Source organism: Acinetobacter sp. MF4642, assembly GCF_002018925.1.
GTDB classification, from domain to species: Bacteria; Pseudomonadota; Gammaproteobacteria; order Pseudomonadales; family Moraxellaceae; genus Acinetobacter; species Acinetobacter johnsonii.
Genome location: NZ_MVON01000009.1, coordinates 93,751 through 120,347, shown reverse-complemented (window position 1 = coordinate 120,347; position 26,597 = coordinate 93,751). Strand labels below are relative to the sequence as shown.

General features: G+C 42.4%; 23 protein-coding genes, 1 tRNA gene and 1 pseudogene. 19 read left to right on the top strand and 6 right to left on the bottom strand.

The annotated features are described in order from the left end of the window. From MF4642_RS07305 to MF4642_RS07245, 13 genes and pseudogenes are all read left to right on the top strand, one after another. Positions 1-170, top strand: a pseudogene (locus MF4642_RS07305) (elongation factor Tu); the annotation flags it as partial. A gap of 48 nt (positions 171-218) precedes the next feature. Further along, positions 219-294: transfer RNA gene (locus MF4642_RS07300), tRNA-Trp, on the top strand. A gap of 76 nt (positions 295-370) precedes the next feature. Then, positions 371-811, top strand: a complete 441-nt coding sequence (gene secE, locus MF4642_RS07295; protein WP_004692774.1) for a preprotein translocase subunit SecE — start codon at positions 371-373, stop codon at positions 809-811. A 7-nt stretch (positions 812-818) separates the two neighbouring features. Further along, a complete protein-coding gene (gene nusG, locus MF4642_RS07290) occupies positions 819-1,352 on the top strand; it encodes a transcription termination/antitermination protein NusG (RefSeq protein ID WP_078390311.1) in 534 nt (177 codons plus the stop codon). 118 nt (positions 1,353-1,470) lie between these two features. Further along, entirely contained in the window at positions 1,471-1,899 is a 429-nt protein-coding gene (rplK, locus tag MF4642_RS07285) for a 50S ribosomal protein L11 (protein WP_004668262.1), read from the top strand. A 3-nt stretch (positions 1,900-1,902) separates the two neighbouring features. Then, positions 1,903-2,598 (top strand): 50S ribosomal protein L1, encoded by a 696-nt coding sequence (gene rplA / locus MF4642_RS07280; protein ID WP_004692770.1) that lies wholly within the window; start codon positions 1,903-1,905, stop codon positions 2,596-2,598. Positions 2,599-2,896: 298 nt separating this feature from the next. Further along, positions 2,897-3,403 carry a 50S ribosomal protein L10 gene (gene rplJ / locus MF4642_RS07275; RefSeq protein ID WP_004692769.1) on the top strand — a complete coding sequence of 169 codons (507 nt, stop codon included), beginning with the start codon at positions 2,897-2,899 and terminating at the stop codon, positions 3,401-3,403. A 48-nt stretch (positions 3,404-3,451) separates the two neighbouring features. Then, a complete protein-coding gene (gene rplL, locus MF4642_RS07270) occupies positions 3,452-3,817 on the top strand; it encodes a 50S ribosomal protein L7/L12 (RefSeq protein WP_004692767.1) in 366 nt (121 codons plus the stop codon). 301 nt (positions 3,818-4,118) lie between these two features. Beyond that, positions 4,119-8,207, top strand: coding sequence for a DNA-directed RNA polymerase subunit beta (gene rpoB / locus MF4642_RS07265; RefSeq protein ID WP_078425779.1), 4,089 nt, complete (start codon positions 4,119-4,121; stop codon positions 8,205-8,207). A gap of 141 nt (positions 8,208-8,348) precedes the next feature. Beyond that, complete coding sequence (rpoC, locus tag MF4642_RS07260; protein ID WP_078425778.1) at positions 8,349-12,548, top strand: DNA-directed RNA polymerase subunit beta'; 4,200 nt, start codon at positions 8,349-8,351, stop codon at positions 12,546-12,548. Positions 12,549-12,629: 81 nt separating this feature from the next. Continuing rightward, entirely contained in the window at positions 12,630-13,190 is a 561-nt protein-coding gene (locus MF4642_RS07255) for a hypothetical protein (protein WP_005400976.1), read from the top strand. Between the two features lie 322 nt (positions 13,191-13,512). Continuing rightward, positions 13,513-14,052, top strand: coding sequence for a hypothetical protein (locus tag MF4642_RS07250; protein ID WP_005400975.1), 540 nt, complete (start codon positions 13,513-13,515; stop codon positions 14,050-14,052). Positions 14,053-14,201: 149 nt separating this feature from the next. Continuing rightward, positions 14,202-14,558 carry a DNA transfer protein p32 gene (locus MF4642_RS07245; protein WP_078425777.1) on the top strand — a complete coding sequence of 119 codons (357 nt, stop codon included), beginning with the start codon at positions 14,202-14,204 and terminating at the stop codon, positions 14,556-14,558. A 47-nt stretch (positions 14,559-14,605) separates the two neighbouring features. On the opposite strand, the gene MF4642_RS07240 is transcribed toward MF4642_RS07245, so the two are convergent. Beyond that, the gene (locus MF4642_RS07240) at positions 14,606-15,091 is read right to left on the bottom strand and encodes a DUF4442 domain-containing protein (RefSeq protein ID WP_078425776.1); all 486 of its coding nucleotides are present in this window, start codon (positions 15,089-15,091) and stop codon (positions 14,606-14,608) included. Positions 15,092-15,207: 116 nt separating this feature from the next. On the opposite strand from MF4642_RS07240, the gene MF4642_RS07235 reads away from it, so the two are divergent. The 5 genes from MF4642_RS07235 (at position 15,208) to htpG (ending at position 20,987) form a co-directional block, all read left to right on the top strand. Then, complete coding sequence (locus tag MF4642_RS07235) at positions 15,208-16,092, top strand: alpha/beta fold hydrolase (protein WP_078425775.1); 885 nt, start codon at positions 15,208-15,210, stop codon at positions 16,090-16,092. Between the two features lie 101 nt (positions 16,093-16,193). Continuing rightward, positions 16,194-17,564 carry a Na+/H+ antiporter family protein gene (locus tag MF4642_RS07230; RefSeq protein WP_004978663.1) on the top strand — a complete coding sequence of 457 codons (1,371 nt, stop codon included), beginning with the start codon at positions 16,194-16,196 and terminating at the stop codon, positions 17,562-17,564. A 315-nt stretch (positions 17,565-17,879) separates the two neighbouring features. Beyond that, positions 17,880-18,464 carry an OmpW/AlkL family protein gene (locus tag MF4642_RS07225; protein ID WP_078425774.1) on the top strand — a complete coding sequence of 195 codons (585 nt, stop codon included), beginning with the start codon at positions 17,880-17,882 and terminating at the stop codon, positions 18,462-18,464. A gap of 160 nt (positions 18,465-18,624) precedes the next feature. Further along, complete coding sequence (locus MF4642_RS07220; RefSeq protein WP_078425773.1) at positions 18,625-18,969, top strand: lysozyme inhibitor LprI family protein; 345 nt, start codon at positions 18,625-18,627, stop codon at positions 18,967-18,969. 98 nt (positions 18,970-19,067) lie between these two features. Then, positions 19,068-20,987: a molecular chaperone HtpG gene (htpG, locus tag MF4642_RS07215; RefSeq protein ID WP_078425772.1), complete on the top strand. Its 1,920-nt coding sequence runs from the start codon at positions 19,068-19,070 to the stop codon at positions 20,985-20,987. Positions 20,988-21,169: 182 nt separating this feature from the next. Here htpG and MF4642_RS07210 read toward each other — a convergent pair whose 3' ends face one another. The 4 genes from MF4642_RS07210 to MF4642_RS16950 all read right to left on the bottom strand — a co-directional run bounded on the left by MF4642_RS07210 (position 21,170) and on the right by MF4642_RS16950 (position 25,093). Continuing rightward, positions 21,170-22,321, bottom strand: coding sequence for a hypothetical protein (locus MF4642_RS07210; protein ID WP_005400967.1), 1,152 nt, complete (start codon positions 22,319-22,321; stop codon positions 21,170-21,172). A 77-nt stretch (positions 22,322-22,398) separates the two neighbouring features. Then, positions 22,399-24,465, bottom strand: coding sequence for a hypothetical protein (locus MF4642_RS16900; RefSeq protein WP_078425771.1), 2,067 nt, complete (start codon positions 24,463-24,465; stop codon positions 22,399-22,401). Positions 24,466-24,475: 10 nt separating this feature from the next. Further along, positions 24,476-24,655, bottom strand: coding sequence for a hypothetical protein (locus MF4642_RS07200; protein WP_162841304.1), 180 nt, complete (start codon positions 24,653-24,655; stop codon positions 24,476-24,478). 276 nt (positions 24,656-24,931) lie between these two features. Continuing rightward, positions 24,932-25,093, bottom strand: a complete 162-nt coding sequence (locus MF4642_RS16950) for a hypothetical protein (protein ID WP_004692748.1) — start codon at positions 25,091-25,093, stop codon at positions 24,932-24,934. A 459-nt stretch (positions 25,094-25,552) separates the two neighbouring features. On the opposite strand from MF4642_RS16950, the gene MF4642_RS07195 reads away from it, so the two are divergent. Beyond that, positions 25,553-25,753 carry a dodecin family protein gene (locus tag MF4642_RS07195; protein WP_004978694.1) on the top strand — a complete coding sequence of 67 codons (201 nt, stop codon included), beginning with the start codon at positions 25,553-25,555 and terminating at the stop codon, positions 25,751-25,753. Between the two features lie 104 nt (positions 25,754-25,857). Here the strand turns inward: MF4642_RS07195 and MF4642_RS07190 are convergent, their stop codons facing one another. Beyond that, positions 25,858-26,541 (bottom strand): DsbA family protein, encoded by a 684-nt coding sequence (locus tag MF4642_RS07190; RefSeq protein WP_078425769.1) that lies wholly within the window; start codon positions 26,539-26,541, stop codon positions 25,858-25,860. Positions 26,542-26,597 lie beyond the last annotated feature (56 nt).

Sequence of the window (26,597 nt, the reverse complement as noted above, 5' to 3'; positions counted from 1 at the left end):
CTGGCGCGATCAAATTACAAGATGGCGTTGAAATGGTTATGCCTGGTGACAACGTAGAAATGTCAGTAGAATTAATCCACCCAATCGCAATGGACCCAGGTCTACGTTTTGCGATCCGTGAAGGTGGCCGTACAGTTGGTGCTGGTGTAGTTGCTAAAGTAACTGCATAATTATAAAATAAAATTACAAATTGGGGTTTCGGCTCCAATTTGTTTTGCAGGTCAGTAGTTCAATTGGTAGAGCGTCGGTCTCCAAAACCGAATGTTGGGGGTTCGAGTCCCTCCTGGCCTGCCAACTTTTTTATAAAAGACGCTTGATGTCGGCAAAACTGGTCATATAATAAGTCGCGAAACCTACGACGAGTACAAAAATGTCGAATGAAAAATTACGCGACGCACAAAGCGACGCGGCAATCCCTCAAAGAAATAATTCTGCTGAAGTAGTTAAATCTGGTTCTCCCCTAGACGTCGTCTTATGGATTATCGCATTGATTTTATTAATTGGTGCGACCATGGTGAATCAACACCTACCAGCGTATTGGGCACCAGCCAACGATATCTGGGTGCGCGTTGGGGTAATTTTGGCTTGTATCATCGTGGCATTCGGTTTATTATACGCCACCCATCAAGGCAAAGGCTTTGCTCGTTTGTTGAAAGACTCACGAATTGAGCTGCGTCGAGTGACTTGGCCAACAAAGCAAGAGACCATGACCACATCTTGGCAGGTGCTTGCGGTTGTAGTTGTTGCATCCATTTTATTATGGTGTTTTGACTACATTTTGGGCTGGTTAATGAAGTTTATTATCGGGTAAGAGAGCTATGAAACGTTGGTACATTATTCATGCCTATTCAGGTTATGAAAAACAAGTGATGCGTTCACTTAATGATCGAATCCAGCGTAGCGCTGTAGCCGATAGCTTTGGTGAAGTCCTTGTTCCTACCGAAGAAGTGGTAGAAATGAAGGATGGTAAGAAGCGTAAATCTGAGCGTAAGTTCTTTCCAGGCTATGTATTGGTCGAAATGGAAATGAATGATGAAACTTGGCACATTGTTAAAGAATGTCCAAAAGTTTTAGGTTTTATTGGTGGTACGGCTGAGAAACCGGCACCAATTACCCAGCGTGAAGCAGATGCGATTCTTGCTCGTGTACGCAATACTGGTGAAGCACCACGTCCGAAGACGATGTTTGAACCAGGCGAAGAATTACTCGTGGTTGACGGTCCATTCACAGATTTTAAAGGTGTGGTGGAAGAAGTTCTATACGAAAAGTCACGTTTAACGTTGACTATTAATGTATTTAATCGACCAACTCAGGTTGAGCTGGAATTTCGCCAAGTCGAAAAATCAGTTTAATTGGATGTGGTTGAAAAACGCCTGGCTTATTTATAAGTCAGGCATTGTTGTTGTAACGGTATCGTTACTTAGAAATTGGGGAGCCTTCATCGGCGTTTGTACCCAGAGGTAATTTGAAATGGCTAAGAAGATTGACGGCTATATCAAGCTGCAAGTTCCAGCTGGTAAAGCGAATCCATCTCCACCGATTGGTCCTGCATTGGGTCAACGTGGTGTTAACATCATGGCATTCTGTAAAGAATTCAATGCTGCGACACAAAAACTTGAAGTTGGTTTACCAATTCCAGTCGTGATTACTGTGTACAACGACAAGTCGTTCACATTCATCATGAAAACTCCTCCTGCATCTATTCTTCTTAAGAAAGCTGCTGGTATCCAAAAGGGTTCTGCTGTACCTAACAAAACTAAAGTTGGTAAGTTGACTCGTGCTCAATTGGAAGAAATCGCGACTACTAAAGAACCAGATTTAACTGGTGCTGATTTAGACGCACGTGTTCGTACCATCGCTGGTTCTGCACGTTCTATGGGCTTGGAAGTGGAGCTATAAGACATGGCAAAGTTAACTAAACGTCAAAAAGCCATTGCTGCTGCTATTGAAGCAAACAAAGTTTACACTTTAGAAGAAGCAGTAGCTGTTCTTGCTGGTCTTCCTGCTGCGAAATTCAAAGAATCTTTGGATGTTGCGGTAAACCTAGGTGTTGACCCTCGTAAATCTGACCAAGTTGTTCGTGGCGCGACTACACTTCCTGCAGGTACTGGTAAAACTGTACGTGTAGCTGTGTTTGCTCAAGGCGCTGCTGCTGAAGCTGCTAAAGCTGAAGGCGCGGACATCGTTGGTTTTGATGACCTTGCTGAAAGCATCCAAGCGGGTAACCTTGACTTTGACGTAGTGATTGCTGCTCCTGATGCAATGCGCGTTGTTGGTAAGTTGGGTACGATTCTTGGTCCGCGTGGCTTAATGCCAAACCCTAAAGTGGGTACTGTAACTCCTGACGTAGCTGGTGCAGTTAAAAATGCAAAAGCTGGTCAAGCACGTTACCGTGTAGACAAAGCGGGTATTATCCACGCTGCGATCGGTCAAGTAGATTTCTCTGCTGAAGCTGTTCGTCAAAACGTTGAAACTTTGATTGCAGACTTGAAAAAGTTAAAGCCTGCGACATCTAAAGGTGTATACATCAAAAAGATTACTTTGAGCTCAACTATGGGTCCTGGTCTTGTTGTTGATGTAAGCAACGTTTCTAACTAAGTTTTACTTAGACAGAATTTTAAAGCCCTGAGTAAAAATCAAAGCGCTGCTTTGATTTTTACGCAAGAAACGCTCTGTCGTATTTTGCAAACTTAGGCAAACTTTGAATTGGTAAATGTAGATTTATCAGCGTCAAAGACCTCAGGCGAGAGTAATTTCGATTACTTTCTTAATTTCCCAGCCTGAGTAGACGCGGTGGTGTGATTTGTTCATCCTCCGCGTGTAAGTTCAGTGATGAACTTGCGAATTGGGAGTGTACTTCGCGTAAGTACATAAATCACCGTTAGGAGGTTTTACAATGGCTCTTCTTATCGAAGGCAAAAAACAGATCGTTGCTGAAGTAACTGAAGTTGCTTCTACTGCGTTTGCTGCTGTTGTTGCTGACTACCAAGGTTTAACTGTTGAGCAATTAACTGCTCTTCGTGTTGAAGCTCGTAAGTTAGGTGTTGCTACACGTGTTGTACGTAATACTTTGGCTAAACGTGCTCTTCAAGATACTCCATTCAATATCTTGAACGACAACCTTGTTGGCCCAACAATTTTAGCTTTCTCAACTTCTGCAGATGATATGGGTGCTGCGGCACGCTTATTCGAAGAATTTGCGAAAACTAACAAAGCATTTGAACTTAAAGCTGCTGCATTTGAAGGCAAACTTTATCAAGGCGAAGAAGTTAGCGTTATCGCGAATCTTCCAAACCAAGAGAAAGCGCTTACTATGCTTGCAAGCGTTCTTCAAGCTCCTATTTCGAAATTGGGTCGCTTACTTACAGCGCTTCAAGAGAAAAACGAGTCAGAAGCTGCATAAGCTCAAACTTAAACACACATCATTCAATACCCATTTGGAGTTACTCTCATGGCTTTAACAAACGAAGAAATCTTAAACGCAGTTGCTGAAAAAACTGTTCTTGAACTTGTTGAACTTATTTCTGCTTTCGAAGAAAAATTCAACGTATCTGCTGCTGCTGTAGCTGTAGCTGCAGGTCCTGCTGCTGCTGCTGCTGAAGAGCAATCAGAATTCAACGTTGAGTTGACTTCTTTCGGCGCGAACAAAGTAGCTGTGATTAAAGCAGTTCGTGAAATCACTGGTCTTGGCTTGAAAGAAGCTAAAGACATGGTTGAAGGTGCTCCTTCAGTTCTTAAAGAAGCAGTTTCTAAAGAAGAAGCTGAAGAACTTAAGAAAAAACTTGAAGAAACTGGTGCTACTATTACTATTAAGTAATGTTACCAGGGGGGGAATATTAATTTCACCCCAAAAATTGGCTGATGGCTCTTGGGTCATCAGCCTTTTTGCGTTACAATAATCGGCTCGATTTTTGTTTGCTTGGTGGAAATTCCATCAAATTAAAATAAAGAAAAGAATCAAACGCTTACCAATATTTTTCAAATTTAAAAATATTGGTAAGCGTTTCAATACCACTGAAAATTGCAGCATTTGTAAAAAGTGGTGGCCATATCGGCCTGCGTAATTCCTTCTGAGCCCGTTCTGCAGGCGGGCTCGGTTTACTTTCCGAGGACTCCAGATGGCATACTCATATACCGAAAAGAAACGGATCCGTAAGAATTTTGGTAAATTGCCTAGTGTTATGGATGCTCCGTACTTGCTCGCGATTCAAGTCGACTCGTACAGAACATTTTTACAAGATGGCAAATCACCAAAAAACCGCGAAGATATCGGTCTGCAAGCCGCGTTTCGTTCAGTTTTTCCTATAGAAAGTTATTCTGGCAATGCTGCTTTAGAATTTGTTGAGTATAGTCTTGGTAAGCCTGAGTTTGATGTACGCGAATGTATTCTTCGTGGCTCAACTTATGCAGCACCAATGCGCGTAAAAATTCGTTTGATCTTAAAAGATCGCGAAACTAAATCAATTAAAGACGTGCGCGAGCAAGAAGTGTACATGGGTGAAATGCCACTCATGACCGATAACGGTACATTCGTTATTAATGGTACTGAGCGTGTAATCGTATCTCAATTACACCGTTCACCGGGCGTATTCTTTGACCACGATAAAGGCAAAACCCACTCTAGTGGTAAAGTGCTTTATTCTGCGCGTATTATTCCTTACCGTGGTTCATGGTTAGACTTTGAATTTGACGCAAAAGACCTTGTATTTGTACGTATTGACCGTCGTCGTAAATTACTCGCGACTGTGGTTCTTCGTGCTTTGGGTTATAACAATGCGCAAATCTTAGACTTGTTCTATGAAAAAGTGCCTGTATACCTAGACATGGGTAGCTACCAGATTGACCTTGTTCCAGAACGCTTACGTGGCGAAATGGCACAATTTGACATCGTAGATAATGATGGCAAAACCATTGTTGAGCAAGGCAAGCGTATCAACGCGCGTCATGTGCGTCAAATGGAGGCTGCTGGCCTAGAAAAGCTTTCTGTGCCTGATGAGTACTTATACGAGCGTATTACTGCAGAAGACATTCCACTTAAAGATGGTGATGTGATTGCAGCTAATACCTTGTTAAGTCATGAAATTATGGTGAAATTGGCTGAAGGTGGTGTTAAACAGTTTAACATTCTATTCACCAATGACATCGATCGTGGTTCATTCGTTGCAGATACTTTACGTGCCGACACCACGACAGGTCGTGAAGAAGCATTGGTAGAAATCTACAAAGTAATGCGTCCAGGCGAGCCACCAACGAAAGAAGCGGCTGAAAACTTATTCAATAACTTATTCTTCTCTTCTGAGCGTTATGACCTCTCTCCAGTGGGTCGTATGAAGTTCAACCGTCGTTTGGGTCGTCCTTACGAAGTGGGTACGGATCAGAAGTCTCGTGAAGTTGAAGGTATTTTGTCGAACGAAGATATCACTGATGTACTCAAAACATTGGTTGAAATCCGTAACGGTAAAGGTGAAGTCGATGATATCGACCACTTGGGTAACCGTCGCGTACGTTCAGTAGGCGAAATGACTGAAAACCAATTCCGTGTTGGTCTAGTTCGTGTAGAACGTGCTGTTAAAGAACGTTTAAGCCAAGCTGAAACAGATAACTTGTCTCCGCAAGATTTGATCAATGCGAAACCAGTGGCTGCTGCAATCAAAGAATTCTTTGGTTCAAGCCAATTATCTCAGTTCATGGACCAAAACAACCCATTGTCTGAGATTACGCACAAACGTCGTGTATCGGCGCTTGGTCCTGGTGGTTTGACACGTGAACGTGCAGGCTTTGAGGTACGTGACGTACACCAAACTCACTATGGCCGTGTATGTCCAATTGAAACGCCGGAAGGTCCAAACATTGGTTTGATCAACTCGCTTTCTGTTTATGCGAAATGTAACAATTTCGGTTTCTTAGAAACACCATACCGTAAAGTGGTTGATGGTCGTGTAACGGATGAAGTTGAGTATCTATCTGCAATTGAAGAAGTAGGTACTGTGATTGCACAGGCCGATTCTGGCGTAGATAAAGACGGTAACTTAACAGAAGAATTTGTTTCTGTACGTCACCAAGGTGATTTCGTACGTATGCCGCCTGAAAAAGTGACGCATATGGACGTTTCTGCACAGCAGGTTGTTTCTGTTGCGGCATCACTGATTCCATTCCTTGAACACGATGACGCCAACCGTGCATTGATGGGTTCAAACATGCAGCGTCAAGCTGTGCCTACATTGATTGCTGACAAACCGCTTGTAGGTACAGGCATGGAAGCAAATGTAGCGCATGACTCAGGTGTGTGTGTGATTGCGGGTCGTGGTGGTCGTATCGAGTTTGTCGATGCTTCACGTGTCGTGATTCGTGTCAACGAAGACGAAATGGTTGCAGGCGAGGCAGGTGTAGATATCTATAACCTGATCAAATATACACGTTCGAACCAAAATACTTGTATTAACCAAAAAGTTCTTGTGAAACTTGGTGATAAAGTCGGTCGTGGCGATGTATTGGCTGACGGTCCATCAACAGATGGCGGTGAGCTTGCGCTCGGTCAAAACATGCGCGTTGCGTTCATGACGTGGAATGGTTACAACTATGAAGACTCGATCTTACTTTCAGAGCGTGTACTTCAAGAAGACCGTTTAACCTCGATTCACATTCAAGAATTATCATGTGTTGCACGTGATACGAAATTAGGTGCTGAAGAGATCACGGCGGATATCCCGAATGTGGGTGAAGCTGCACTGTCTAAGCTTGATGAATCAGGTATCGTATATATCGGTGCTGAAGTGACTGCTGGCGATATCCTTGTAGGTAAAGTAACGCCTAAAGGTGAAACGCAGTTAACACCAGAAGAAAAATTGCTTCGTGCAATCTTCGGTGAAAAAGCAGCTGACGTAAAAGACTCATCTTTACGTGTTCCATCAGGTACCAAAGGTACAGTGATTGACGTTCAAGTGTTTACACGTGATGGTCTTGAAAAAGACGAACGTGCTCAAGCAATTGAAAAAGCTCAGCTTGATTCATACCGTAAAGACTTGAAAGAAGAATACAAAATCTTCGAAGAAGCAGCACGTGAACGTATTGTTCGTTTGTTGACAGGTCAAGAGTCTAACGGTGGTGGTACAACCAAGCGTGGCGATAAGCTTTCTGCAGACGTATTGTCTGGTTTAGAGTTGGTTGATTTACTTGAAATCCAACCGACTGATGAAGCTATTGCAGAGCGTTTAACTCAAATTCAAGTGTTCTTGAAAGAGAAGAGCTTTGAAATTGATGAGAAATTTGCAGAGAAAAAACGCAAACTTTCTACAGGTGATGAATTAACAACAGGTGTATTGAAAGTTGTTAAGGTTTACTTGGCTGTTAAACGTCGCATCCAACCGGGTGATAAGATGGCGGGTCGTCACGGTAACAAGGGTGTTGTTTCTAACATCTTACCTGTTGAAGACATGCCGCACGATGCCAATGGTGTTCCAGTCGACATCGTATTGAACCCACTGGGTGTACCGTCACGTATGAACGTGGGTCAGATTCTAGAGACTCACTTAGGTATGGCAGCGAAAGGTCTTGGCGAAGAAATCGACAAGATGTTAAAAGCGCAACGTACTGTACTTGAGCTTCGTGGATTCTTAGACAAGATTTATAACAAAGTTGGTGGCGAGCAAGAAGATCTTGATAGCTTAACTGATGATGAAATTTTGGTGCTTTCGGGTAACTTACGTACGGGTGTTCCACTTGCAACGCCAGTATTCGATGGTGCTGAAGAATCACAAATTAAAGACTTGTTAGAGCTTGCGAACATTTCACGTACTGGTCAAACAGTATTGTATGATGGTCGTACAGGTGAACAGTTTGACCGTCCTGTAACTGTAGGTTACATGTACATGTTGAAACTGAACCACTTGGTAGACGACAAGATGCACGCGCGTTCTACTGGTTCTTACTCATTAGTAACTCAACAGCCGCTTGGTGGTAAAGCACAATTCGGTGGTCAGCGTTTCGGTGAGATGGAAGTCTGGGCGCTTGAAGCATATGGCGCAGCTTACACGCTTCAAGAAATGCTTACTGTTAAGTCGGATGACGTTGAAGGTCGTACCCGTATCTATAAGAACATTGTAGATGGTAACCATTATATGGACCCAGGTATGCCTGAATCGTTCAACGTATTGACCAAAGAGATCCGTTCTTTAGGTATCAACATTGAACTGAAAAATGGTGACTAAGTTTCTCCATTGAATCTCCCCAACCTCTCTTGTTCAAAGAGAGGCTTCCTCGAAAGGGAAGCGGGGAGATTTCTCAGTTAAAAAACAATATTTGTGACCCAGTTGTGTAGTGAAAGTCTCCACAACACACGGAGAAAAAAATTGAAAGACTTGCTCGATATCATGCGCAAAAAGACGGATTCAGACGGTCATGCTCCAGTTGAGTTTGATCGCATCCGTATTGGTCTTGCGTCACCAGAAATGATTAAGTCATGGTCTCATGGTGAAGTTAAAAAGCCTGAAACCATTAACTATCGTACGTTCAAACCAGAACGTGATGGTTTATTCTGTGCCAAAATTTTTGGTCCAGTCAAAGATTACGAATGCTTGTGTGGTAAATACAAGCGTATGAAATACAAAGGCGTCATTTGTGAAAAATGTGGCGTTGAAGTAACAACTGCGAAAGTTCGTCGTGAGCGTATGGGTCACATCGAGCTGGCTTCTCCAGTTGCACATATTTGGTTCTTAAAATCACTTCCGAGCCGTATCGGTCTATTATTAGACATGACTTTACGTGATATCGAACGTGTATTGTATTTCGAATCTTACGTAGTAACTGACCCAGGTATGACTCCATTTGAGAAATACCAACTTTTAAACGATGAAGAATACTTCAACGCTTTAGAAGAACACGGTGATGAATTCACTGCGAAAATGGGTGCAGAAGCTGTTCAAGACTTGTTGAAAGACATCGATCTTGAAAACGAAATTTCACGTTTACGTGAAGAAATTCCAAACACAACGTCTGAGACGAAGCTTAAAAAAGCGTCTAAGCGTTTGAAGTTGATGGAAGCGTTTAAAGAGTCAAACAACAAGCCAGAATGGATGGTGATGAATGTACTTCCAGTACTTCCACCAGATCTTCGTCCGTTAGTACCACTTGAAGGTGGTCGTTTCGCGACTTCTGATTTGAACGACCTTTACCGTCGTGTGATCAACCGTAACAACCGTTTAAAGCGTCTTCTTGACCTTGCAGCGCCAGACATTATCGTACGTAATGAAAAACGTATGTTACAAGAGTCTGTCGATGCATTGTTAGACAACGGTCGTCGTGGTCGTGCAATCACGGGTTCGAACAAGCGTCCATTGAAATCTTTGGCTGACATGATCAAAGGTAAACAAGGCCGTTTCCGTCAAAACTTACTTGGTAAGCGTGTTGACTATTCAGGTCGTTCGGTAATTACTGTAGGTCCTACTTTACGTTTGCACCAATGTGGTCTTCCGAAGAAAATGGCACTTGAATTATTCAAGCCATTCATTTTCGCAAAACTACAAGCATCTGGCCAAGCAACAACCATCAAAGCTGCGAAGAAAATGGTTGAGCGCGAAACGCCAGAAGTTTGGGACGTTCTTGCTCACGTGATTCGTCAACACCCTGTGATGTTGAACCGTGCGCCTACACTTCACCGTTTGGGTCTTCAAGCATTTGAACCGATTCTGATTGAAGGTAAAGCGATCCGTCTTCACCCGCTCGTTTGTGCTGCGTTTAACGCCGACTTCGACGGTGACCAAATGGCGGTACACGTACCATTAACACTTGAAGCGCAGTTAGAAGCGCGTGCGTTAATGATGTCGACCAACAACATCTTGTCTCCAGCGAACGGTGAGCCAATCATCGTACCGTCTCAGGACGTTGTCTTAGGCTTGTATTACATCACTCGTGATGCGATCAATGCCAAAGGTGAAGGCATGGTGTTTGCAGATACTCACGAAGTTAACCGTGCACTTGCAACAGGTCAGGTAAATTTACACGCTCGCGTAAAAGCACGTGTACACCAGACTGTGATTGACGAAAATGGTAACCGTGAACAACAAACCATTGTTGTGGATACAACACCAGGTCGCTGCTTACTTTGGGAAGTTGTGCCAGAAGGTATGGATTTCCAACAAATCAACGTTGAGATGACCAAGAAAAACATCTCTAAATTGATTAACTCTTGCTACCGTAAATTAGGTCTTAAAGATACAGTGATCTTTGCTGACCAATTGATGTACTTAGGTTTCCGTCAAGCGACACGTTCAGGCGTATCGGTCGGTATGGAAGACATGGTGATTCCACCTGCGAAGTACTCAATTATTGAAAAAGCGGAAGTTGAAGTTCGTGAAATTGAGCAACAGTTCGAACAAGGTTTCGTAACTGCGGGCGAACGTTATAACAAAGTTGTCGATATTTGGGCTCGTACCAACGACCAAGTAGCGAAAGCGATGATGGACAACTTGTCTTTTACCACTGTTAAAAACAAACAGGGTGAAGATGAGAAGCAAAAATCATTCAACTCGATCTATATGATGTCTGACTCAGGTGCCCGTGGTTCGGCAGCTCAGATTCGTCAGTTAGCGGGTATGCGTGGTTTGATGGCGAAACCAGATGGTTCGATCATTGAAACTCCAATTAAAGCGAACTTCCGTGAAGGTTTGACCGTACTTCAGTACTTCATTTCAACACACGGTGCACGTAAAGGTTTGGCCGATACAGCACTGAAAACAGCAAACTCTGGTTACTTGACACGTCGTCTTGTAGACGTAGCGCAAGACTTGGTTATTACTGAGCCTGACTGTGGTACTTTGGGCGGTCTTGTAATGACTCCGTTCATTCAAGGCGGTGACGTAATCGAGAACTTAGGTACTCGAGTACTGGGCCGTGTTGTTGCTGAAGATGTGAAGAAAGCCGGTTCTGACGACGTTATCCTGCCACGTAACACTTTGATTGATGAGAAACTTGCAAACTTCCTAGAAGAGCAAGGTGTCGATGAAGTTAAAGTACGTTCAGTGGTTGCGTGTGAATCTACATTCGGCGTATGTGCGAAATGTTATGGTCGTGACCTTGCGCGTGGTCATCAGGTGAACCCTGGTGAGTCTGTGGGTGTTATGGCTGCACAATCGATTGGCGAACCGGGTACACAGTTAACCATGCGTACGTTCCACGTTGGTGGTGCTGCGAGCCGAACGTCTGCTGCAAATAGCATTCAAGTCCGTAACAAAGGTACTGTACGTTTCCACAATGTGAAAACAGTACAACATGCTAAAGGTCACTTGGTATCAACATCTCGTTCAGGTGAAATTGGTATTGCAGATGACTTAGGCCGTGAACGCGAACGCTACAAAATTCCATACGGTGCGTCGATCATCTTGAAAGATGGCGAATCTGTGGAAGCTGGCGGTATCGTGGCGACTTGGGATCCGCACACCCACCCACTTGTAACAGAAGTTGCAGGTAAAGTACGTTTCAGCCAAATTGCTGATGGCGTTACTGTTACCTCGAAGACTGATGATGCAACGGGTATGACGACGATTGAAATCTTACCTGTGACTGCACGTCCTGCGTCTGGTAAAGATTTACGTCCTGCGGTTGTTCTTGATACGACGGATGGTGGTGAGCAGTTCTACTTCCTACCACAAAACACGATTCTTTCTGTCCGTGATGGCGAAACAATTGGTGTGGGTGACGTTATTGGTCGTGTACCTCAAGAAACTTCACGTACGCGTGACATTACCGGTGGTCTACCGCGCGTAGCTGACTTGTTCGAAGCACGTAAACCGAAAGAGCATGCGATTCTTGCTGAAATTTCAGGTGTTGTAAGCTTTGGTAAAGAGACTAAAGGTAAGAACCGTTTAGTGATTACTCCAGATGATGGTTCTGAGATTTACGAAGAATTGATTCCAAAATGGCGTACCATGAACGTGTTCGAAGGCGAACATGTGAACCGTGGTGAAACTGTTTCTGACGGTCCACAGAACCCACATGACATCTTACGCTTGAAAGGCGAAGTTGCGCTGACCAACTACATCGTGAACGAAGTTCAAGACGTATACCGTCTGCAAGGTGTAAAAATCAACGACAAGCACATTGAAGTGATCGTACGTCAAATGTTGCGTAAAGTTGATATCACTGATGGCGGTGATACAAGCTTCATCAAAGGCGAACAAGTGGATTACATCCGCGTGATGCAAGAGAACCAAGCTGTTCTTGCGCAAAACAAGTTCCCTGCGAAGTTTGAACGTCAATTGATGGGTATTACCAAAGCGTCGCTTTCTACTGACTCGTTCATCTCTGCTGCATCGTTCCAGGAAACCACTCGTGTGTTAACTGAAGCGGCTGTAACAGGTAAAGAAGATGATTTACGTGGCTTGAAAGAGAACGTGGTTGTAGGTCGTTTGATTCCTGCAGGTACTGGTCTTGCGTATCACTTAGAGCGTCGTCGTCAAGAAGCTGAAGCTGCAGAGCACGAGCTTGTAAATGATTTCTCTGATGTGGATCAAGCATTAAGCCAAGCATTTAGCGATGAGTTTAACGGTCTGTAATTAGCCCTTTAAATGAATAAAAAGCCACCTTCGGGTGGCTTTTTTATATACTGATGATAATTAAGTCTATACATATTAGAAATGGCGTTTCAAATTAGACAGATCTCAATTGTTTTACTGACAGTTATGTTCCTTCCAGCTTTGCTTATGATGTTTTTGGCTCCACAGCCTGAAATGCACTGGCAACATGCGGTATGGCACTTCATCACACAAGAACTAAATATTAAGACGGGCATTTCTGGGCCATTTCCCTTTTATACCGTAGCGCTTACTGCCTATTTTTCTGTATTTAGTACAATCTGGGCAGTGGTTTTATTCTGGATGATTTGGCAAGAAGAGCGTGAAAATATTCCCCGCATTGCGCAATTTAAGTTTTGGGATGGCTTAATTATAGGAATATTGTTCATTGGGCTGATTTATTTTAGCTTTTCGATGATGCAATGGCATTTTTCTAAACACGATATGACTGTGGGATTAGGTCGGAATGGTTACCTGTTTCAGAATTTATATCAATATAAACTGGGCATTATTTTCGGTGAGTTATTTTTTAGTTTTTTATTGATATTTAGTCAGTTAGCAATCTTCATATCAGGTTATGGGGCATATGATTTTATGAGAGAAAAATTAAGATATGGCCAGTAAAATCACTGCGCGGATTAAAATCTAAGCTTTTGGAGTTAATGATAAAGAAAGTTTATATAAATCCAATGTAGAAAAATGAAATGCGTTTAAATCGGCTATGAATCATTGATTAGAGCACTTTATAACAGGTAAAGATGCAGTTAAAGTCAAAATTTCACAAAAACCATTTCGTTGATTCAGCCACCTTCGGGGGGCTTTTTTTGTCCTTTTGTTACAGAAGTGGATTTAAGCTTTTATAAATTTCACATTTTTCCTATATTAAAAATATAAGTACACAAATCTCCTTACTTCATTAACGATTAAAAAATAGAGGTGGTTCCACATGAAATTGACATCAAAACTATTGGGCTTAAGCATCTTCGCATTTGTGAGCCAAACGATGGCAGCGCCGATGCCGAATACCATCACCGTGGAGGATAAGGCGGTTGTACCGATTGTCAAAACACAGATTATTCGCAGTGTCGCGGGTCAAGACCCTGTGCGGACGACCGAAGCGACTATTTTTGAAGTGAAAAATGGCGGTAAAGATATTGTGGCGCGTGAAGTGGTTCTCGAAGAAAATGCCAGCCAATTTTCAGATAAAAAAATGTCGGCACCGATTGTGCAAAAGGGTAGCGTGATTGTTCCGACATCCAAAGTTGAAGTGAAATCGACCTTGAGTCAAGGTGGTGTTGTCCTTGCAGAAGGTAAGCAAGTTGATGCACAAGGGGTTGAGTTTAAGAAAGGGCAGCAACCTGTACGTAAGGAGCTGAAACTGGATCAAGTGAAAGATCCGAATAGTCAAGAAAGTGTGACGCGTGCGGTGCTCCAAGAAAATGGCACCACCACCAAAGATGTGGTTGTGGTGAAAGAGCCTGAATAAGCTTGAGTTGAATACGGTAAGAAGCCCTCTCAGGAGGGCTTCTTATTTACAAATTTTCAGCAATAGCACCTGTAACCGTAACATTTCACGGGTTTTAAGTTCATACTGATCTTTTATGTTGTAAGAAATAGCCAATAAGGACAAATCTCATGAAAAAGTATATGAGCATTATTGCAGTGGCATCTTTTTCGACGATGCTGTTGGCAGGTTGTGAGAATATGAGTGCTTCCGAGCAACGTATTGGGACAGCGGCTTTAGGCGGTGCAGTAGGTGGTGCTGCGGGGAATAGCCTCGGTGGCGGTGTAGGTGCAGCCATTGGTGGCGGTGCTGGTGCAGCTGTGGGCAGTAAAGCTCAAGGTGGCTCAAACCGTAGTGCAACCTACAGTGGTGTTGGCGGTGCGATTGGTTCAGCAGTGGGTAAAAGCGTGTTTGGTGGTAATACCGGCGCAGCCATTGGTGGTGCCATCGGCGGTGGTGCAGGCGCTGCAATTGAAGAACGTAAATAATGTTTTAAGTTCAGATTTTCAAAAAGCACTTCATGGAAGTGCTTTTTTTATAGCTGTGCCGGTTTAGGTTTTTTACGACGGATATATAAAGTCTTTTCCACTTCGGCAATTCGAATGCCAGCTTCATCATAAATATTTAAGGTATAAATACGATGTACGGGGGCATAGTTGTCGGCCAGTTGTTTCACGGTCGCGATTTCTTGGGCATCGAGGTGAAAGTCTGCATAGACTGTACTGCGCCCTTGGCTGAGAAATTGGATAGAGGCTGCTTTGTCCCAGACAATATACTTATTGCCTAAGTGATGCATCAGCAGGGTCATATAAAAAGGATCGACCATTGCATATAAGCTCCCGCCAAAATGTACGCCGACAATGTTTCGGTTTTGTCGAGTCAGGGGCATTTTGACGCGAATGTGGTAGTGTTTAAGGTCAAATTTTTCAATTTGAATCCCTGCACCTTTAAAGGGAGCAAAATGATTGAGAAAGTATTTCGCGACAATTGGCTGTGTCACAAGTTTTTTTAAAATGCTCATTTCGGTCAATGGTATCTGATGAACTTCTATCCATACTAGAGAAGATCAAATCAATTGGCATTGATCGTTTTGCCAGTAAAGTATAAAAAACAGTCAATAACAATAAGGAGCTGAATATGGAGCAGCAAAGTCATTGGGTACAGACAACTGATCAGCAAAGACTTTATGTCAAAACATGGGGGAAATCGGAGAATCCTGTCGTAGTCTTGGTGCATGGCTATCCTGATAATCAGGACGTATGGGAGCCTGTGATTCAATACCTCATCCATGATTATTATATTGTGACTTATGACGTACGTGGCGCAGGTATGTCGAGTGTGCCGCGTCGTACACGTGCCTATGCCTTGCCTCAGCTATCGCTAGATTTGGAAAGTGTGGTGAATAGTATGATCCCACAGCGTAGCTTTCATCTGGTTGCGCATGACTGGGGAGCGATTCAGTCATGGGAGTCCGCGACTGAGCCTAAATTTAGAGAGCGTATGCTGTCATTTACCACCATTTCAGGCCCATGCTTAGACCATGCCGCATTTTGGATGCGTGAACAGTTCACACAATACAAGCCTCAATTTTTTAAGCAATTAACGAAGTCTTGGTACATTGCGGCCTTTCAGTTGCCTTTTCTGGCACCAAGCGTATGGCAGTTTTTTAGTCCTGAGCATTGGGGCAAAGTTTTATCGCGTTTAGAAGGACGTTCAGACTTACCGCTGAATCATCACATTGCTGCTGATGGTAAACACGGGGTTGGGCTCTACCGCGCCAACTTTATCCCACGCCTGACGAAACCTCGGGAACGCTTTGCAATTTGTCCCGTACAAGCGATTGTGTTGGAGCAAGATCAGTTTGTGAGTCCAGCGTTAATCGATGAAATACCGAAGTGGGTCGAGAATTTTCAACGGGTGAATGTAAATGCCAACCACTGGGCAATCTTGAGCCAGCCTGAGGTAATTGCTAAAGAAATCAAAAGGTTTGTTCAAAACTGGCGTTGTGTTAAAGCCAGCTGAAATGATCTGTGAAAGAGAAAGGTGCTAGCGACCTGTAAGGGCAGAATTTTTTGGTTATTTTCTGATAAAATGCGCCTTTCTTCCAAGTCACTCTTTTCACTATGTTCGCAATTCTTGCCGCTATTGGGGTCATGTTTGGACTTTCATTAGCTCGTGTGCCTGTAGTATTTGCATTAATTATTGGTGCTGTCACAGGCGGTTTATTGGCTGGTTTAGGGCTACACGGTACCCTCGAAGCATTTAATAATGGGCTTGGGGGCGGCGCAAAAATTGCGTTGGCTTACGGGGTCTTAGGTGCATTTGCTTTGGCTTTGGCACGCTCAGGTTTACCTGACTTGTTGGCCTATAAGCTTATTAAAACATTGAAAGGTTCGAGCAATGAAAAGGCACAAAATCGGGTTAAATATCTGATTTTTATAACCGTCGCGTTAGCAGCCATTTGTTCACAAAACGTCATTCCTGTGCATATTGCGTTTATTCCAGTCCTGATTCCTCCTTTATTAAGTGTGTTTAACCATCTTCAGTTAGACCGTCGACTAATTGCTTGCGTTCTAACCTTTGGCTTGGTTGCCACTTATATGCTGGTACCATTTGGATTTGGTGCGATTTTCCTGAATGACATCTTAGGTCAAAATATTAATACTTTTGGGCAACCCTACGGTTTTAAAATCAATTATGCCGATATCCCTTCAGCAATGGCCATTCCTGTTTTTGGCATGTTTGTCGGTTTATTGGTTGCTGTATTCTTTAGTTACCGTAAGAAACGTGTATACGAAGAAGTACATGTGGAACCAGTGCAGCAAAGTATTTCTTCTGAACTTGATATCACGGGTGAGAAGTCTAAGCCTGAAATTTCAAAGTTTACGTTATCTATGGCTCTCATTGCGGTAGTTGCTACGCTTTGGGTACAAATTGCATCAGATTCCATGATTTTAGCTGGTTTGGTTGGTGTTGCTATTTTGAGCTGTGCAGGCATTTTTAAATGGAAAGAAGCAGATGATGTGATTATTAGCGGTATGCGAATGATGGCATTAGTTGGTTTCATTATGATTGCAGCACAAGGTTTTGCATCTGTTATTTCTGCGACCAATCAAGTGCCAGCATTGGTAGAAGCATCAGTGCAATGGATTGGTTCTAGCCAAGGACTCGCTGCATTTTGGATGCTCTTGATTGGCTTACTGATTACTTTAGGCATTGGTTCTTCGTTCTCTACCATTCCAATTTTAGCAATTATTTATGTGCCGTTGTGTATCCAGTTTGGTTTCAGTCCAGCGGCAACCATTGCGATTATTGGTACGGCTGCAGCACTCGGTGATGCGGGTTCTCCGGCTTCTGACTCCACTTTGGGGCCGACTTCGGGTTTGAACATGGATGGTCAGCATGATCACATGAAAGACAGTGTGATCCCGACCTTTATTCACTTTAATATTCCACTCATGATTTTCGGTTGGATTGCGGCCATGGTGTTGTAATTAAAAATCCAATTATTATAAAAAGGCGATTTTAAATCGTCTTTTTTATTATTTATTCAGATTAAAATAATCGGGTTTATAATGTTAATTCGGATTAAAAAGGTTGGAATTAAAATATATTTATTTTGATTTTTCGTTATTAATTTAAAACCAACTAAAATAGTATATTTAATATTTAAATCAATTAAAAACAATTACTTAAAAATAGCATTTAAAATACATTATTATTATAATTGCATATTAATTACACTCTTGTTTATGATGAGTTAATGTTAATTTTTATATTAATTATTTTACAAACAGAGGTTATTTGAAATGTTGAAGCAAATTGCTCTAATTACATTAATGGGTCTTTCTGCATCTGCTGCAATGGCAGGTCAATGGCAAGTCAAAGTCGGTGGATCTGCAGTTGCACCAACGCAGGACACGAAAATTGCGAATGGTACATTAACGGTTGAAGCAGATAGCGAACTCGCGTTTACGCCATCGGTTGAATATTTCTTTAATGACAATATTTCTGCAGAGTTACTGCTAGCAACGCCAATTAGCCACGATATACTCATTAATGGTGCAGAAGCAGTAAAAATTAAACATTTACCGCCAACATTAACTGCAAAATATAACTTTAAAAACTCAACAGGTTTCACGCCTTATATTGGTGTCGGTGCAACAGCTTTTATTGCATGGGATGAGGAGGGTGTGAAGAGCGTAAAAGAAGATTTTGGTTATGCTGCGCAAATTGGTTTTAACTTCCAACCTGCTGATGCAAAAAACTGGGGTGTGTTTGCCGATGTCCGTTATGCAGATCTGAACCCAGAAGTAAATGTAGATGGCACAACGAAGTTTAAATTAGATATCGATCCAGTAATTTATACACTCGGTTATAGCTACAAATTTTAATAATTAAAAGTAGCTTTTTAAGAACCTCATCGATGATGGGGTTTTTTTATGCAAAGACTAAAGTTGAATAGTGATCAATGCTGAAATAAATCACGATGATTCAGTATTAAAAGAAAATCATCTATAAAATGGATAGAAACAGAATAAGAGAGTGATAAAAATGAAATCTATGTTCGGAATCGGTTTAGTCTGTGGTTTGGCGTGGAGCATGCATGCTCAAGCGGCAAGTTTTAATTGTGATAAAGCAAAAACGACGACAGAACATGCGATTTGTGAGTATCGCCAAATCAACGATGCCGATGTGAAAATGGCCACCACCTATACCATCTTAAAACGTCTTGTTCCGATGGGGACACGTGGCTTGATTCAAGATGAGCAAGTGAAGTGGTTGAGTCTCCGTGACCGCTGTGGTGCTTCACAACGTTGCCTTATGGATGTGTATAAAATGCGCCAGCAGCAGTTAGAACTACAGCTAGATCGTATTTACCGTCAGGGCCCATTTTAAAAAAAGCAAAAAAACTTGCGATTGCTATTGAAAAACGTATCGCTCACTCCAATTCATTAAGCATTCTCTATAAGACTTAATACATTAAGGAGCGATTGATGAGCGAGCAAAACGCACATAAACATAGTTTCCAAGCTGAAGTGGCTCAGCTATTACATTTAGTGACGCACTCACTGTATTCAAATCCTGACATTTTCCTACGTGAATTGATCTCAAATGCATCCGATGCCTGCGATAAATTGCGTTTTGAAGGCATTAATCATCCTGAATATTATGAAAATGACCCGGACTTACATGTGCGCGTCAGCTTTGATGAAGCCAATCAAACACTGATCATTTCAGACAATGGGATTGGTTTAACTGAACAAGAAGCGATTGACCACTTAGGTACGATTGCTAAGTCTGGAACCAAGGACTTTATGTCTAAGCTCACAGGTGACCAAAAATCAGATGCACAACTGATTGGTCAGTTTGGTGTCGGTTTCTACTCAGGCTTTATTGTGGCTGATAAAATTACCGTAGAATCACGCCGTGCAGGTGTGGATGCTGATCAGGCGGTACGTTGGGTCAGTGCGGGCACGGGTGAGTTCGAAGTCGAGCAGATCCACAAAGACAGCCGTGGTACCGGTATTATTTTACATTTGCGTGAAGATGCGTTGGACTATTTACAGTCGCATAAAGTGAAGCAAATTATCAATAAATACTCAGATCACATTAGCCTGCCGATTGAGATGCAAAAAGAGGTTTGGCAGCAAGAAGAAGCGGTTGAAGGTGAAGAGCCAAAACCGGGTCAGTATGTGAAAACGGGTGAGTGGGAAGCGATTAACTCAGCCAGCGCCCTGTGGACACGTAATAAAAATGAAGTGACTGAAGAGCAGTACATCGATTTTTATAAGAATCTCAGCCATGATTTTGAAGCCCCACTGGCATGGGCGCATAACCGTGTCGAAGGCAGTACTGAATATACGCAGTTGTTGTATGTACCGACCAAAGCTGCAGCCAATATCTTTACCCGTGAAGCCAAAGCGGGGATTAAGCTCTATGTAAAACGGGTCTTCATTATGGATGATGCGGATAACTTGATTCCAAACTATTTACGCTTTGTTCAAGGGGTGGTTGATAGTGCCGATTTACCACTGAACGTTAGTCGTGAGTTGTTACAAGAAAGCCGTGATGTGAAAACCATTCGTGAAGGGAATGCACGCCGTGTATTGACCATGTTGGATGCTTTAGCCAAATCGGAAGATGAAAAAGATCAAGAGAAGTTCAAAACCTTCTACCGTGAATTTGGTTCAGTGTTGAAAGAAGGTTTGGGCGAAGACTTGGGTAACCGTGAGCGTATTTTAAAACTTTTACGCTTCTCAACTTCAAACAATGATGTGGTGAGCACTTCTTTGCAGGACTATAAAGCGCGTATGCCTGAGGGGCAAAAAGCGATTTACTATGTGACTGCAGACAGTCTCAATGCCGCGAAGAACTCGCCACAACTTGAGTTATTTAAGAAAAAAGGCATTGAAGTCTTACTCATGGCAGACCGTGTCGATGAATGGGCAATGGAATTTGTGCATGAGTTTGATGGCACACCAATGCAAAACGTGGCGAAAGGTGCAGTCGACTTAGGTGATTTACAAGATGCCGAAGAGAAGAAGGCACTTGAGGCAGCTGCAGAGCAGTTTAAACCTGTGGTTGAAAAACTATCTGACTCATTGAAAGCCAAGACCAAAGAAGTACGTGTGACCACACGTTTGGTGGATTCACCTGCATGCTTGGTGACAGGTGAGGGAGAGCTTTCTCCACAACTGATTCGTATGCTGCAACAAGCGGGTCAGGCCGTACCTGAAAGCAAGCCAATTTTGGAAATTAACCCAGAGCATCCATTGGTGAAAAAATTAGAAAATTCGGCACAGTTTGATGACTTGGCCAATGTGATTTTTGACCAAGCGATGATTGCTGAAGGCGGCTTACCTGATGATCCTGCCGAATATATCAAACGGATTAACAGCTTATTGCTTCAATAAACCATTATATGTTTAAAGAAAGCCTATCGTTAAGATAGGCTTTCTTTTATGTCAATGAGTTGGATCAAGCACCTTAAAAACTGTCGAATGTATTGATTAACTCGGTGGAAAAGAAGTTGATGTGGATATCCGTGGATAAGTGAGAACTTATCCACAGTTCAGCTTAAATATCCACCATGCCATTAAAATAAAGCCTCAAAACGCACCAAGGCACTGACGTAATGGCTGCGGTCTTCACGGTGATCATTAAAATAATTTAAATCGCCTTGGATATAAAACCACTCGCGTAAGAAGGGTTGACGCCACGAGACAAAAGGCCCCCAACGGTTCAAACGCAGGTCGTCGTTGTTGTAGAAACCGCCAGTGTAAATGCCGTAATTAAAACGATTGCCATGAAAGAATTGGTGTTGTCTAAAGCTATAGTTATCCCAGAGTAGATCATCATCTTGTTCGTCTGCATAGGTCAGACTGAACTGATTGGATAAAAAGGCTTGATTGGGGCGTGCATGGGTCAGCTCTAGATTGGTACGTAAATAATTTTCACTGTCGATACCATAACGATAAATCTGTTCAGCATAAGCGCGAAAATCATTGTCGAGTTTCCATTCTCTCGATAATTTGATACGCGCGTAAATATCATCCCCTGAACGGACCCCTAGGTCGAAATCGGTTTCAAAAGGTAGGCGATCTGACAATTGTGACCATCTTAATGCTATTGAACTATTGGCATCACGGGTTTGGCGACGGTCGAAGGATTTGTCGTTGTCTGGACTAGGCGGGTTTTCATTGGTAATCGCGACATTGTTTTGCAGTTCATTATCTAAAGAGTCATCCCCAAACACCACACTGAGTTTATGTTCTAAGGTTGGAAGTTTAACTCGACCCCGAATACGCGGTTTTACATCATATTCATCATGTTTATTCCAGCGGTTATCGACCAAGACACGTAATGTGGCTGTAGCTGGTTTTTTAGGATCGGTTTCACCAAACCAATTGTCCATTTTGGCGGCTGTTCGGTCTGCCCAGTTTCGAACTTCTTTTTGCTGGCGGTCGACCCACGTGCGTTCTTCAGTGAGGTCAGTCGTGGGCACAATCAGCTCGTCCGATTCTTCAGGTAGAACGGTTGGAAGTGAGTCAATCCACTGTGGAATTTGGTATAAAAGTCCACTACCTTTGGGGGGCGATGCGATTTTGTCAATTTCAGCCACGTCGTGAGGTGGCACAAAATGTTGTGTGCTGTTGGTATTGCTTTCCGCCCAAGCCACGTTGACGTATGTACCTAAACTTAGACAGAAAAATAAAGAGATGGATCCCACATGTTGAGTTCTTAGCATGCTTTCGTACTTTATTGTTCTTCGATGTTTTAGTGTTGTAAATTTCACATAAGAACACAAGTAGAAAATACAAAACTCTACAACTCACTGCTCAGTTGTTTTTGAATAGAATCAAATAATTGAAACACGGTGATAGGTTTAGGCAAAGTGGAAATCGTATTTTGAATCAGTTGCCAACTGACGCCGTGCTGTCGGTCTAAGACCAAGCATGGATAGGCGATCTCGGTACGTGAGAGTTCAACCCGCTTTTGACCATGAATCACTCGAATTTTTTGTCGTTCTTTTAACACTAAAATGGGCGTATTTACGTCCGCGGGGCTTTCTTCAAACTGGATGAATTTACGGCTATTGAGTAGATCGGCCAGAATAAATGGATGATAGTCTTCAATATGCCATACCAGTTTGGCCTGTTGGGTATACAGCTGAAAAATCGAAAATGCATCATGCATATGACCCTGTAGCTGGTCCCATTCAATTTCGCGGATGGCTGCGACTTGATGCTGACAACTCTGGGCAAATTGTTGGCTCAGGCGAATGGCTTCCGTGGGACTGTCAGCACCGAATAGAGCCAAATACTTAATAAACTCTCCGTGCTGCTGGGTCTGTTCTGCCAAATAGATGGGATAGTCCAACCAGTGATCGAGTTGGTCGCTGTGGATCAGAAAATCGATATTTTGACCGATCTCGGTGTGCCCTGAAATGTCGAGGCCATAGAGCTTAGGATCTAAATTTGGTTGATGCAGCGTGCACAATTTCGCTTGATATTGCCCCAGATTAATCTGTGTGGGCAGTATGGGTTGCGCAGCAGTAGCTGATGCTTCTGAATTTTCTGTATGGCTATCCTGCAAAACAGGGCATGGTGCTGTCACCTCGCTTTCAAGTGGATCTTGCTGTTGAAATTCAGATGAAATGTCTGTATCTGGTTGTTCAGCCAAGATCGATCGCCTTTGGATAAAATCCTGAATGGCAAGCGTTGAAATAGACGCACTTGGTTTGAGGTCAAATCGAATGGGTGCAGCGGCTTCAATGATAAATTCTTCCTGAGGCGGACATAGCCCATTACTTAAAAGAGGCTGATTGCTGAGAATCAAATGATTTTCTGCTAATACTTCAGATTGAAGATCTAAATCTTTTTGTACGATATCGGACTGATTTTCAGGTTTCTTATCTTGTTTGATACTTAGTTTAATAGGATTGATTGGGACGACATCTTCTACAGTGTTTTCTTTAAAAGACCTGAGTTCAGTTCCTTCAATTTGAGTTGCATTTGGGGCACAGTCAAATTGAAGTTGTATTTCCGTATTGAAATGAAGCGCTGCTTCAGCCTTAGATAAAAGCAGACTAGACTCAGGACGGACTTCGGGGAAGTCTGACACAGACTCTTGGGTTCGTTCAGCCGATGTATCATCTGTAGCAATGCTTAAAAGCTCAATACCCGTGAAAACAAAAGCGTCACTAACTACATTGTCCTGTGCATGCCCTATGTCAGTTTTTTTATGGGATATGGTTGTAACGGGCGGGATAAACTGGTCTCGTGCAACTTCTGCAACTTCTGCAACTTCTGCAACTTCTGCAACTTCTGCAACTTCTGCAACTTCTGCAACTTCTGCAACTTCTGCAACTTCTGCAACTTCTGCAACTTCTGCAACTTCTGCAACTTCTTCGGATATTTCTGGTGTCGTAATAAAAGGTACGTTCTCGGGCTGTTGAACGCTTTGCACATGGATCAAAAACCATTGGTAAGCGTGTTCAAACTTTATGTGCCATGGGCTGCTATACAGTGTAGGTGGGGTGTTTTGAAAAACAATTTGCCAGCCTAAACCTGATTTATATAAAACACCCCATGCGAAAGCCGCCTGCTGTTTTAAGGCATCGGTTAAAGCAGATTCATATTGAAATAGTCCAATATAGGCATGCTGGTAAGGGCTTTGTTGTATCCAGCGTTCAGTCGCCGCTTGAGGCTGAGTCAGCACCTTATAGGCTTCGAGTTGTTTTTGAAAAATGGGTTCATCACAGAGTGCAAAGATTTCACGGATGCGTTTTTTCGAGCGCGCAATTTCAAAAAAAGACAGAGGTTGATGCTCCAAACCATCAATCAATTGATGCAGTTCTTTGATCAGCAGTGCTTTTTCGATTGCTTTCATGCGCTGAACTCTAAAGTTGTTTTTGTGCTTGTTCCAAGTAGCTTGCCAAAACCATATTGATGGCCAGTTCAAGTAATTTATATTCGGTTGAAGTCGGCTGCGTATACTGCTGTGCAAACACAATCAATTGATCAAGGTCAATGGCTTGGGGGGGAATGCGGCCTTGAATGAGGGCTTGTAAATTTTGCATAGGCATGTGCTATTGAGTGCATTTAATTTATTGGTTTTGGAGTTCAGTCTTCTTGTTTGATCATAATTAGAAAAGAATAAATAGGCAAAAATTATTCTGCTCTTGATACGAGAAAAGGGTTGTGAAAAATGTAGATAATTTCGATTTCAGCACAGATTGAATTAAATATTTTTGCCCTAGAGGGTTCATAGCTGAAATTTTTTGTCAGTTCTTTGCAATTTTGGGCAAAAAAAATAGGCAATCAACATTGCCTATTTTTGACCAAGTCAGCACAAATTACGCTTCTTGGTGTGGTGCAGCCGCAGGAGCATCAGCCGTTGCCGTTTGAGTGTCTGCTGGTTTTTTTACAGGAAAATCTGGAACAAAAACAACTTGTGCAGAAACAGTTGCAGAAAGAGCCATTACAGCGACAGCCAAAGCATATTTAACAGCGTTCATGATATTTCCTCTAAAAAGGAGGTCTCACTAAGGAGACTGGGAGTTTTAAAAAGATAAATTTCGCATGAATAATATCAAAAAATGATCGATTTAAGCGCTGGTTTAGGCCATTAAAAGATGAATGGCGAGTTCATTTATTGTTAAAAAACAATTAATTAGAATAAATACTCTAGTCTGGTATAGAGTTTTTACTCCAGTGCTAAGCTGTTTAAATTTAAAGTGAAAATTTAGATTTTCAAGTTTGAAATGAAGCTTGAAAGTAGGACTTTTTTGTCTGAAATGAGACCTGAAAAAGGACTTGGAGTTACATGATTAATTGTTTAAATATTCATCATTTTGAAGTCTTTTGATTGTGCATACTGTGTAAGTTTTTGCTGTGGAATGTTTAAGTTATCTATTTTTGATTAAAAATTCACCTAAGATGAACAGGCAAAAACAACAATAGCTGAGGACAAACAGATGGCCATTGCAAAAGTGGTAGAAGTCAATTCAAGCAGTGCGAAAAGTTTTGAAGATGCGATTCAGACAGGGATCGCAAAAGTCACTGAGACGGTGAAGAATGTTCAAGGTGCTTGGATCAATGAACAAAAAGTGGTGATTAAGGACAACCAAATTGTAGAATATCGGGTCAATCTTAAAATTAGTTTCTTGGTCGATTAAACATAAATCCATTTTTTTTAACCTATAAAAAAATCCCCGCAGGCCGGGGATTTTCTTATCTATGGATAGGGCTCAGTTAAGGTCTGAAACCAGTATCCTTATGATTATTTGGGTGTTTCACAAGACTCATCGGAACACTGTGCCGCATTATTTTCTTCTGCTGGCATTTGTGCTTTTTCAAGGACTTGTAAAAAGACTTCACGCGGCTGTGCACCCGCTAAAGCCACACGTTGATCGAAAACAAAGAAAGGTACACCCGTTACTTTCAGTTGTTCACGCGCCACTTCTTGGTCAAACTTCACGAAATCTGCGTATTCGTCAGAATCCAGCACATCATCTACTTCAACTGGGTTTAAGCCAATACGAGAGGCCACGTCTTCAATGGTTTCACGTTCACCAATCGGTAAGCCTTGCGTCATATAGCTAAAGAAAAAGGCTTCTTTAGCTTCATTGCCTAAACCATGGCTTTGAGCAAGGTGAATAATACGGTGTGCATTGAAACTGTTGCCTGAGTTGGCATTTTCCCAGTTAAATTCAATGCCTTCTTCCGCAGCCATTTTGGCAATATTACGTTGCATCTCTTCCACTTCAGCGACTGTGCGACCATATTTTAGTGCGAGACGTTCTGAGTTCGAAATTTCTTGGCGTACTGGTGCATCTGGATCCAGTTCAAAACTGTGCCAATGCACTTCCAATTCCACACCAGCTTGTTCAGCCGCCGCTTCTAAACGTTTTTTGCCAATATAACAAAAAGGACAAACAACATCTGACCAAATATCTACACGCATGCGATTTCTCAAAAATAGTAAAAAGAGCAATTAAGGAAATGATGGGGATGAGTTAT

Coding starts and splice junctions, on each gene's coding strand:
- rplJ (WP_004692769.1), top strand. CDS start 2,897: ATGGCTCTTCTTATCGAAGGCAAAAAACAGATCGTTGCTGAAGTAACT.
- rplL (WP_004692767.1), top strand. CDS start 3,452: ATGGCTTTAACAAACGAAGAAATCTTAAACGCAGTTGCTGAAAAAACT.
- MF4642_RS07230 (WP_004978663.1), top strand. CDS start 16,194: ATGTTCGCAATTCTTGCCGCTATTGGGGTCATGTTTGGACTTTCATTA.
- rpoB (WP_078425779.1), top strand. CDS start 4,119: ATGGCATACTCATATACCGAAAAGAAACGGATCCGTAAGAATTTTGGT.
- MF4642_RS07240 (WP_078425776.1), bottom strand. CDS start 15,091: ATGAGCATTTTAAAAAAACTTGTGACACAGCCAATTGTCGCGAAATAC.
- MF4642_RS07210 (WP_005400967.1), bottom strand. CDS start 22,321: ATGCTAAGAACTCAACATGTGGGATCCATCTCTTTATTTTTCTGTCTA.
- rplK (WP_004668262.1), top strand. CDS start 1,471: ATGGCTAAGAAGATTGACGGCTATATCAAGCTGCAAGTTCCAGCTGGT.
- MF4642_RS07250 (WP_005400975.1), top strand. CDS start 13,513: ATGAAATTGACATCAAAACTATTGGGCTTAAGCATCTTCGCATTTGTG.
- MF4642_RS07195 (WP_004978694.1), top strand. CDS start 25,553: ATGGCCATTGCAAAAGTGGTAGAAGTCAATTCAAGCAGTGCGAAAAGT.
- secE (WP_004692774.1), top strand. CDS start 371: ATGTCGAATGAAAAATTACGCGACGCACAAAGCGACGCGGCAATCCCT.
- MF4642_RS07200 (WP_162841304.1), bottom strand. CDS start 24,655: ATGCAAAATTTACAAGCCCTCATTCAAGGCCGCATTCCCCCCCAAGCC.
- MF4642_RS16950 (WP_004692748.1), bottom strand. CDS start 25,093: ATGAACGCTGTTAAATATGCTTTGGCTGTCGCTGTAATGGCTCTTTCT.
- MF4642_RS07235 (WP_078425775.1), top strand. CDS start 15,208: ATGGAGCAGCAAAGTCATTGGGTACAGACAACTGATCAGCAAAGACTT.
- rplA (WP_004692770.1), top strand. CDS start 1,903: ATGGCAAAGTTAACTAAACGTCAAAAAGCCATTGCTGCTGCTATTGAA.
- MF4642_RS07225 (WP_078425774.1), top strand. CDS start 17,880: ATGTTGAAGCAAATTGCTCTAATTACATTAATGGGTCTTTCTGCATCT.
- MF4642_RS07245 (WP_078425777.1), top strand. CDS start 14,202: ATGAAAAAGTATATGAGCATTATTGCAGTGGCATCTTTTTCGACGATG.
- MF4642_RS16900 (WP_078425771.1), bottom strand. CDS start 24,465: ATGAAAGCAATCGAAAAAGCACTGCTGATCAAAGAACTGCATCAATTG.
- MF4642_RS07255 (WP_005400976.1), top strand. CDS start 12,630: ATGGCGTTTCAAATTAGACAGATCTCAATTGTTTTACTGACAGTTATG.
- htpG (WP_078425772.1), top strand. CDS start 19,068: ATGAGCGAGCAAAACGCACATAAACATAGTTTCCAAGCTGAAGTGGCT.
- MF4642_RS07190 (WP_078425769.1), bottom strand. CDS start 26,541: ATGCGTGTAGATATTTGGTCAGATGTTGTTTGTCCTTTTTGTTATATT.
- MF4642_RS07220 (WP_078425773.1), top strand. CDS start 18,625: ATGAAATCTATGTTCGGAATCGGTTTAGTCTGTGGTTTGGCGTGGAGC.
- nusG (WP_078390311.1), top strand. CDS start 819: ATGAAACGTTGGTACATTATTCATGCCTATTCAGGTTATGAAAAACAA.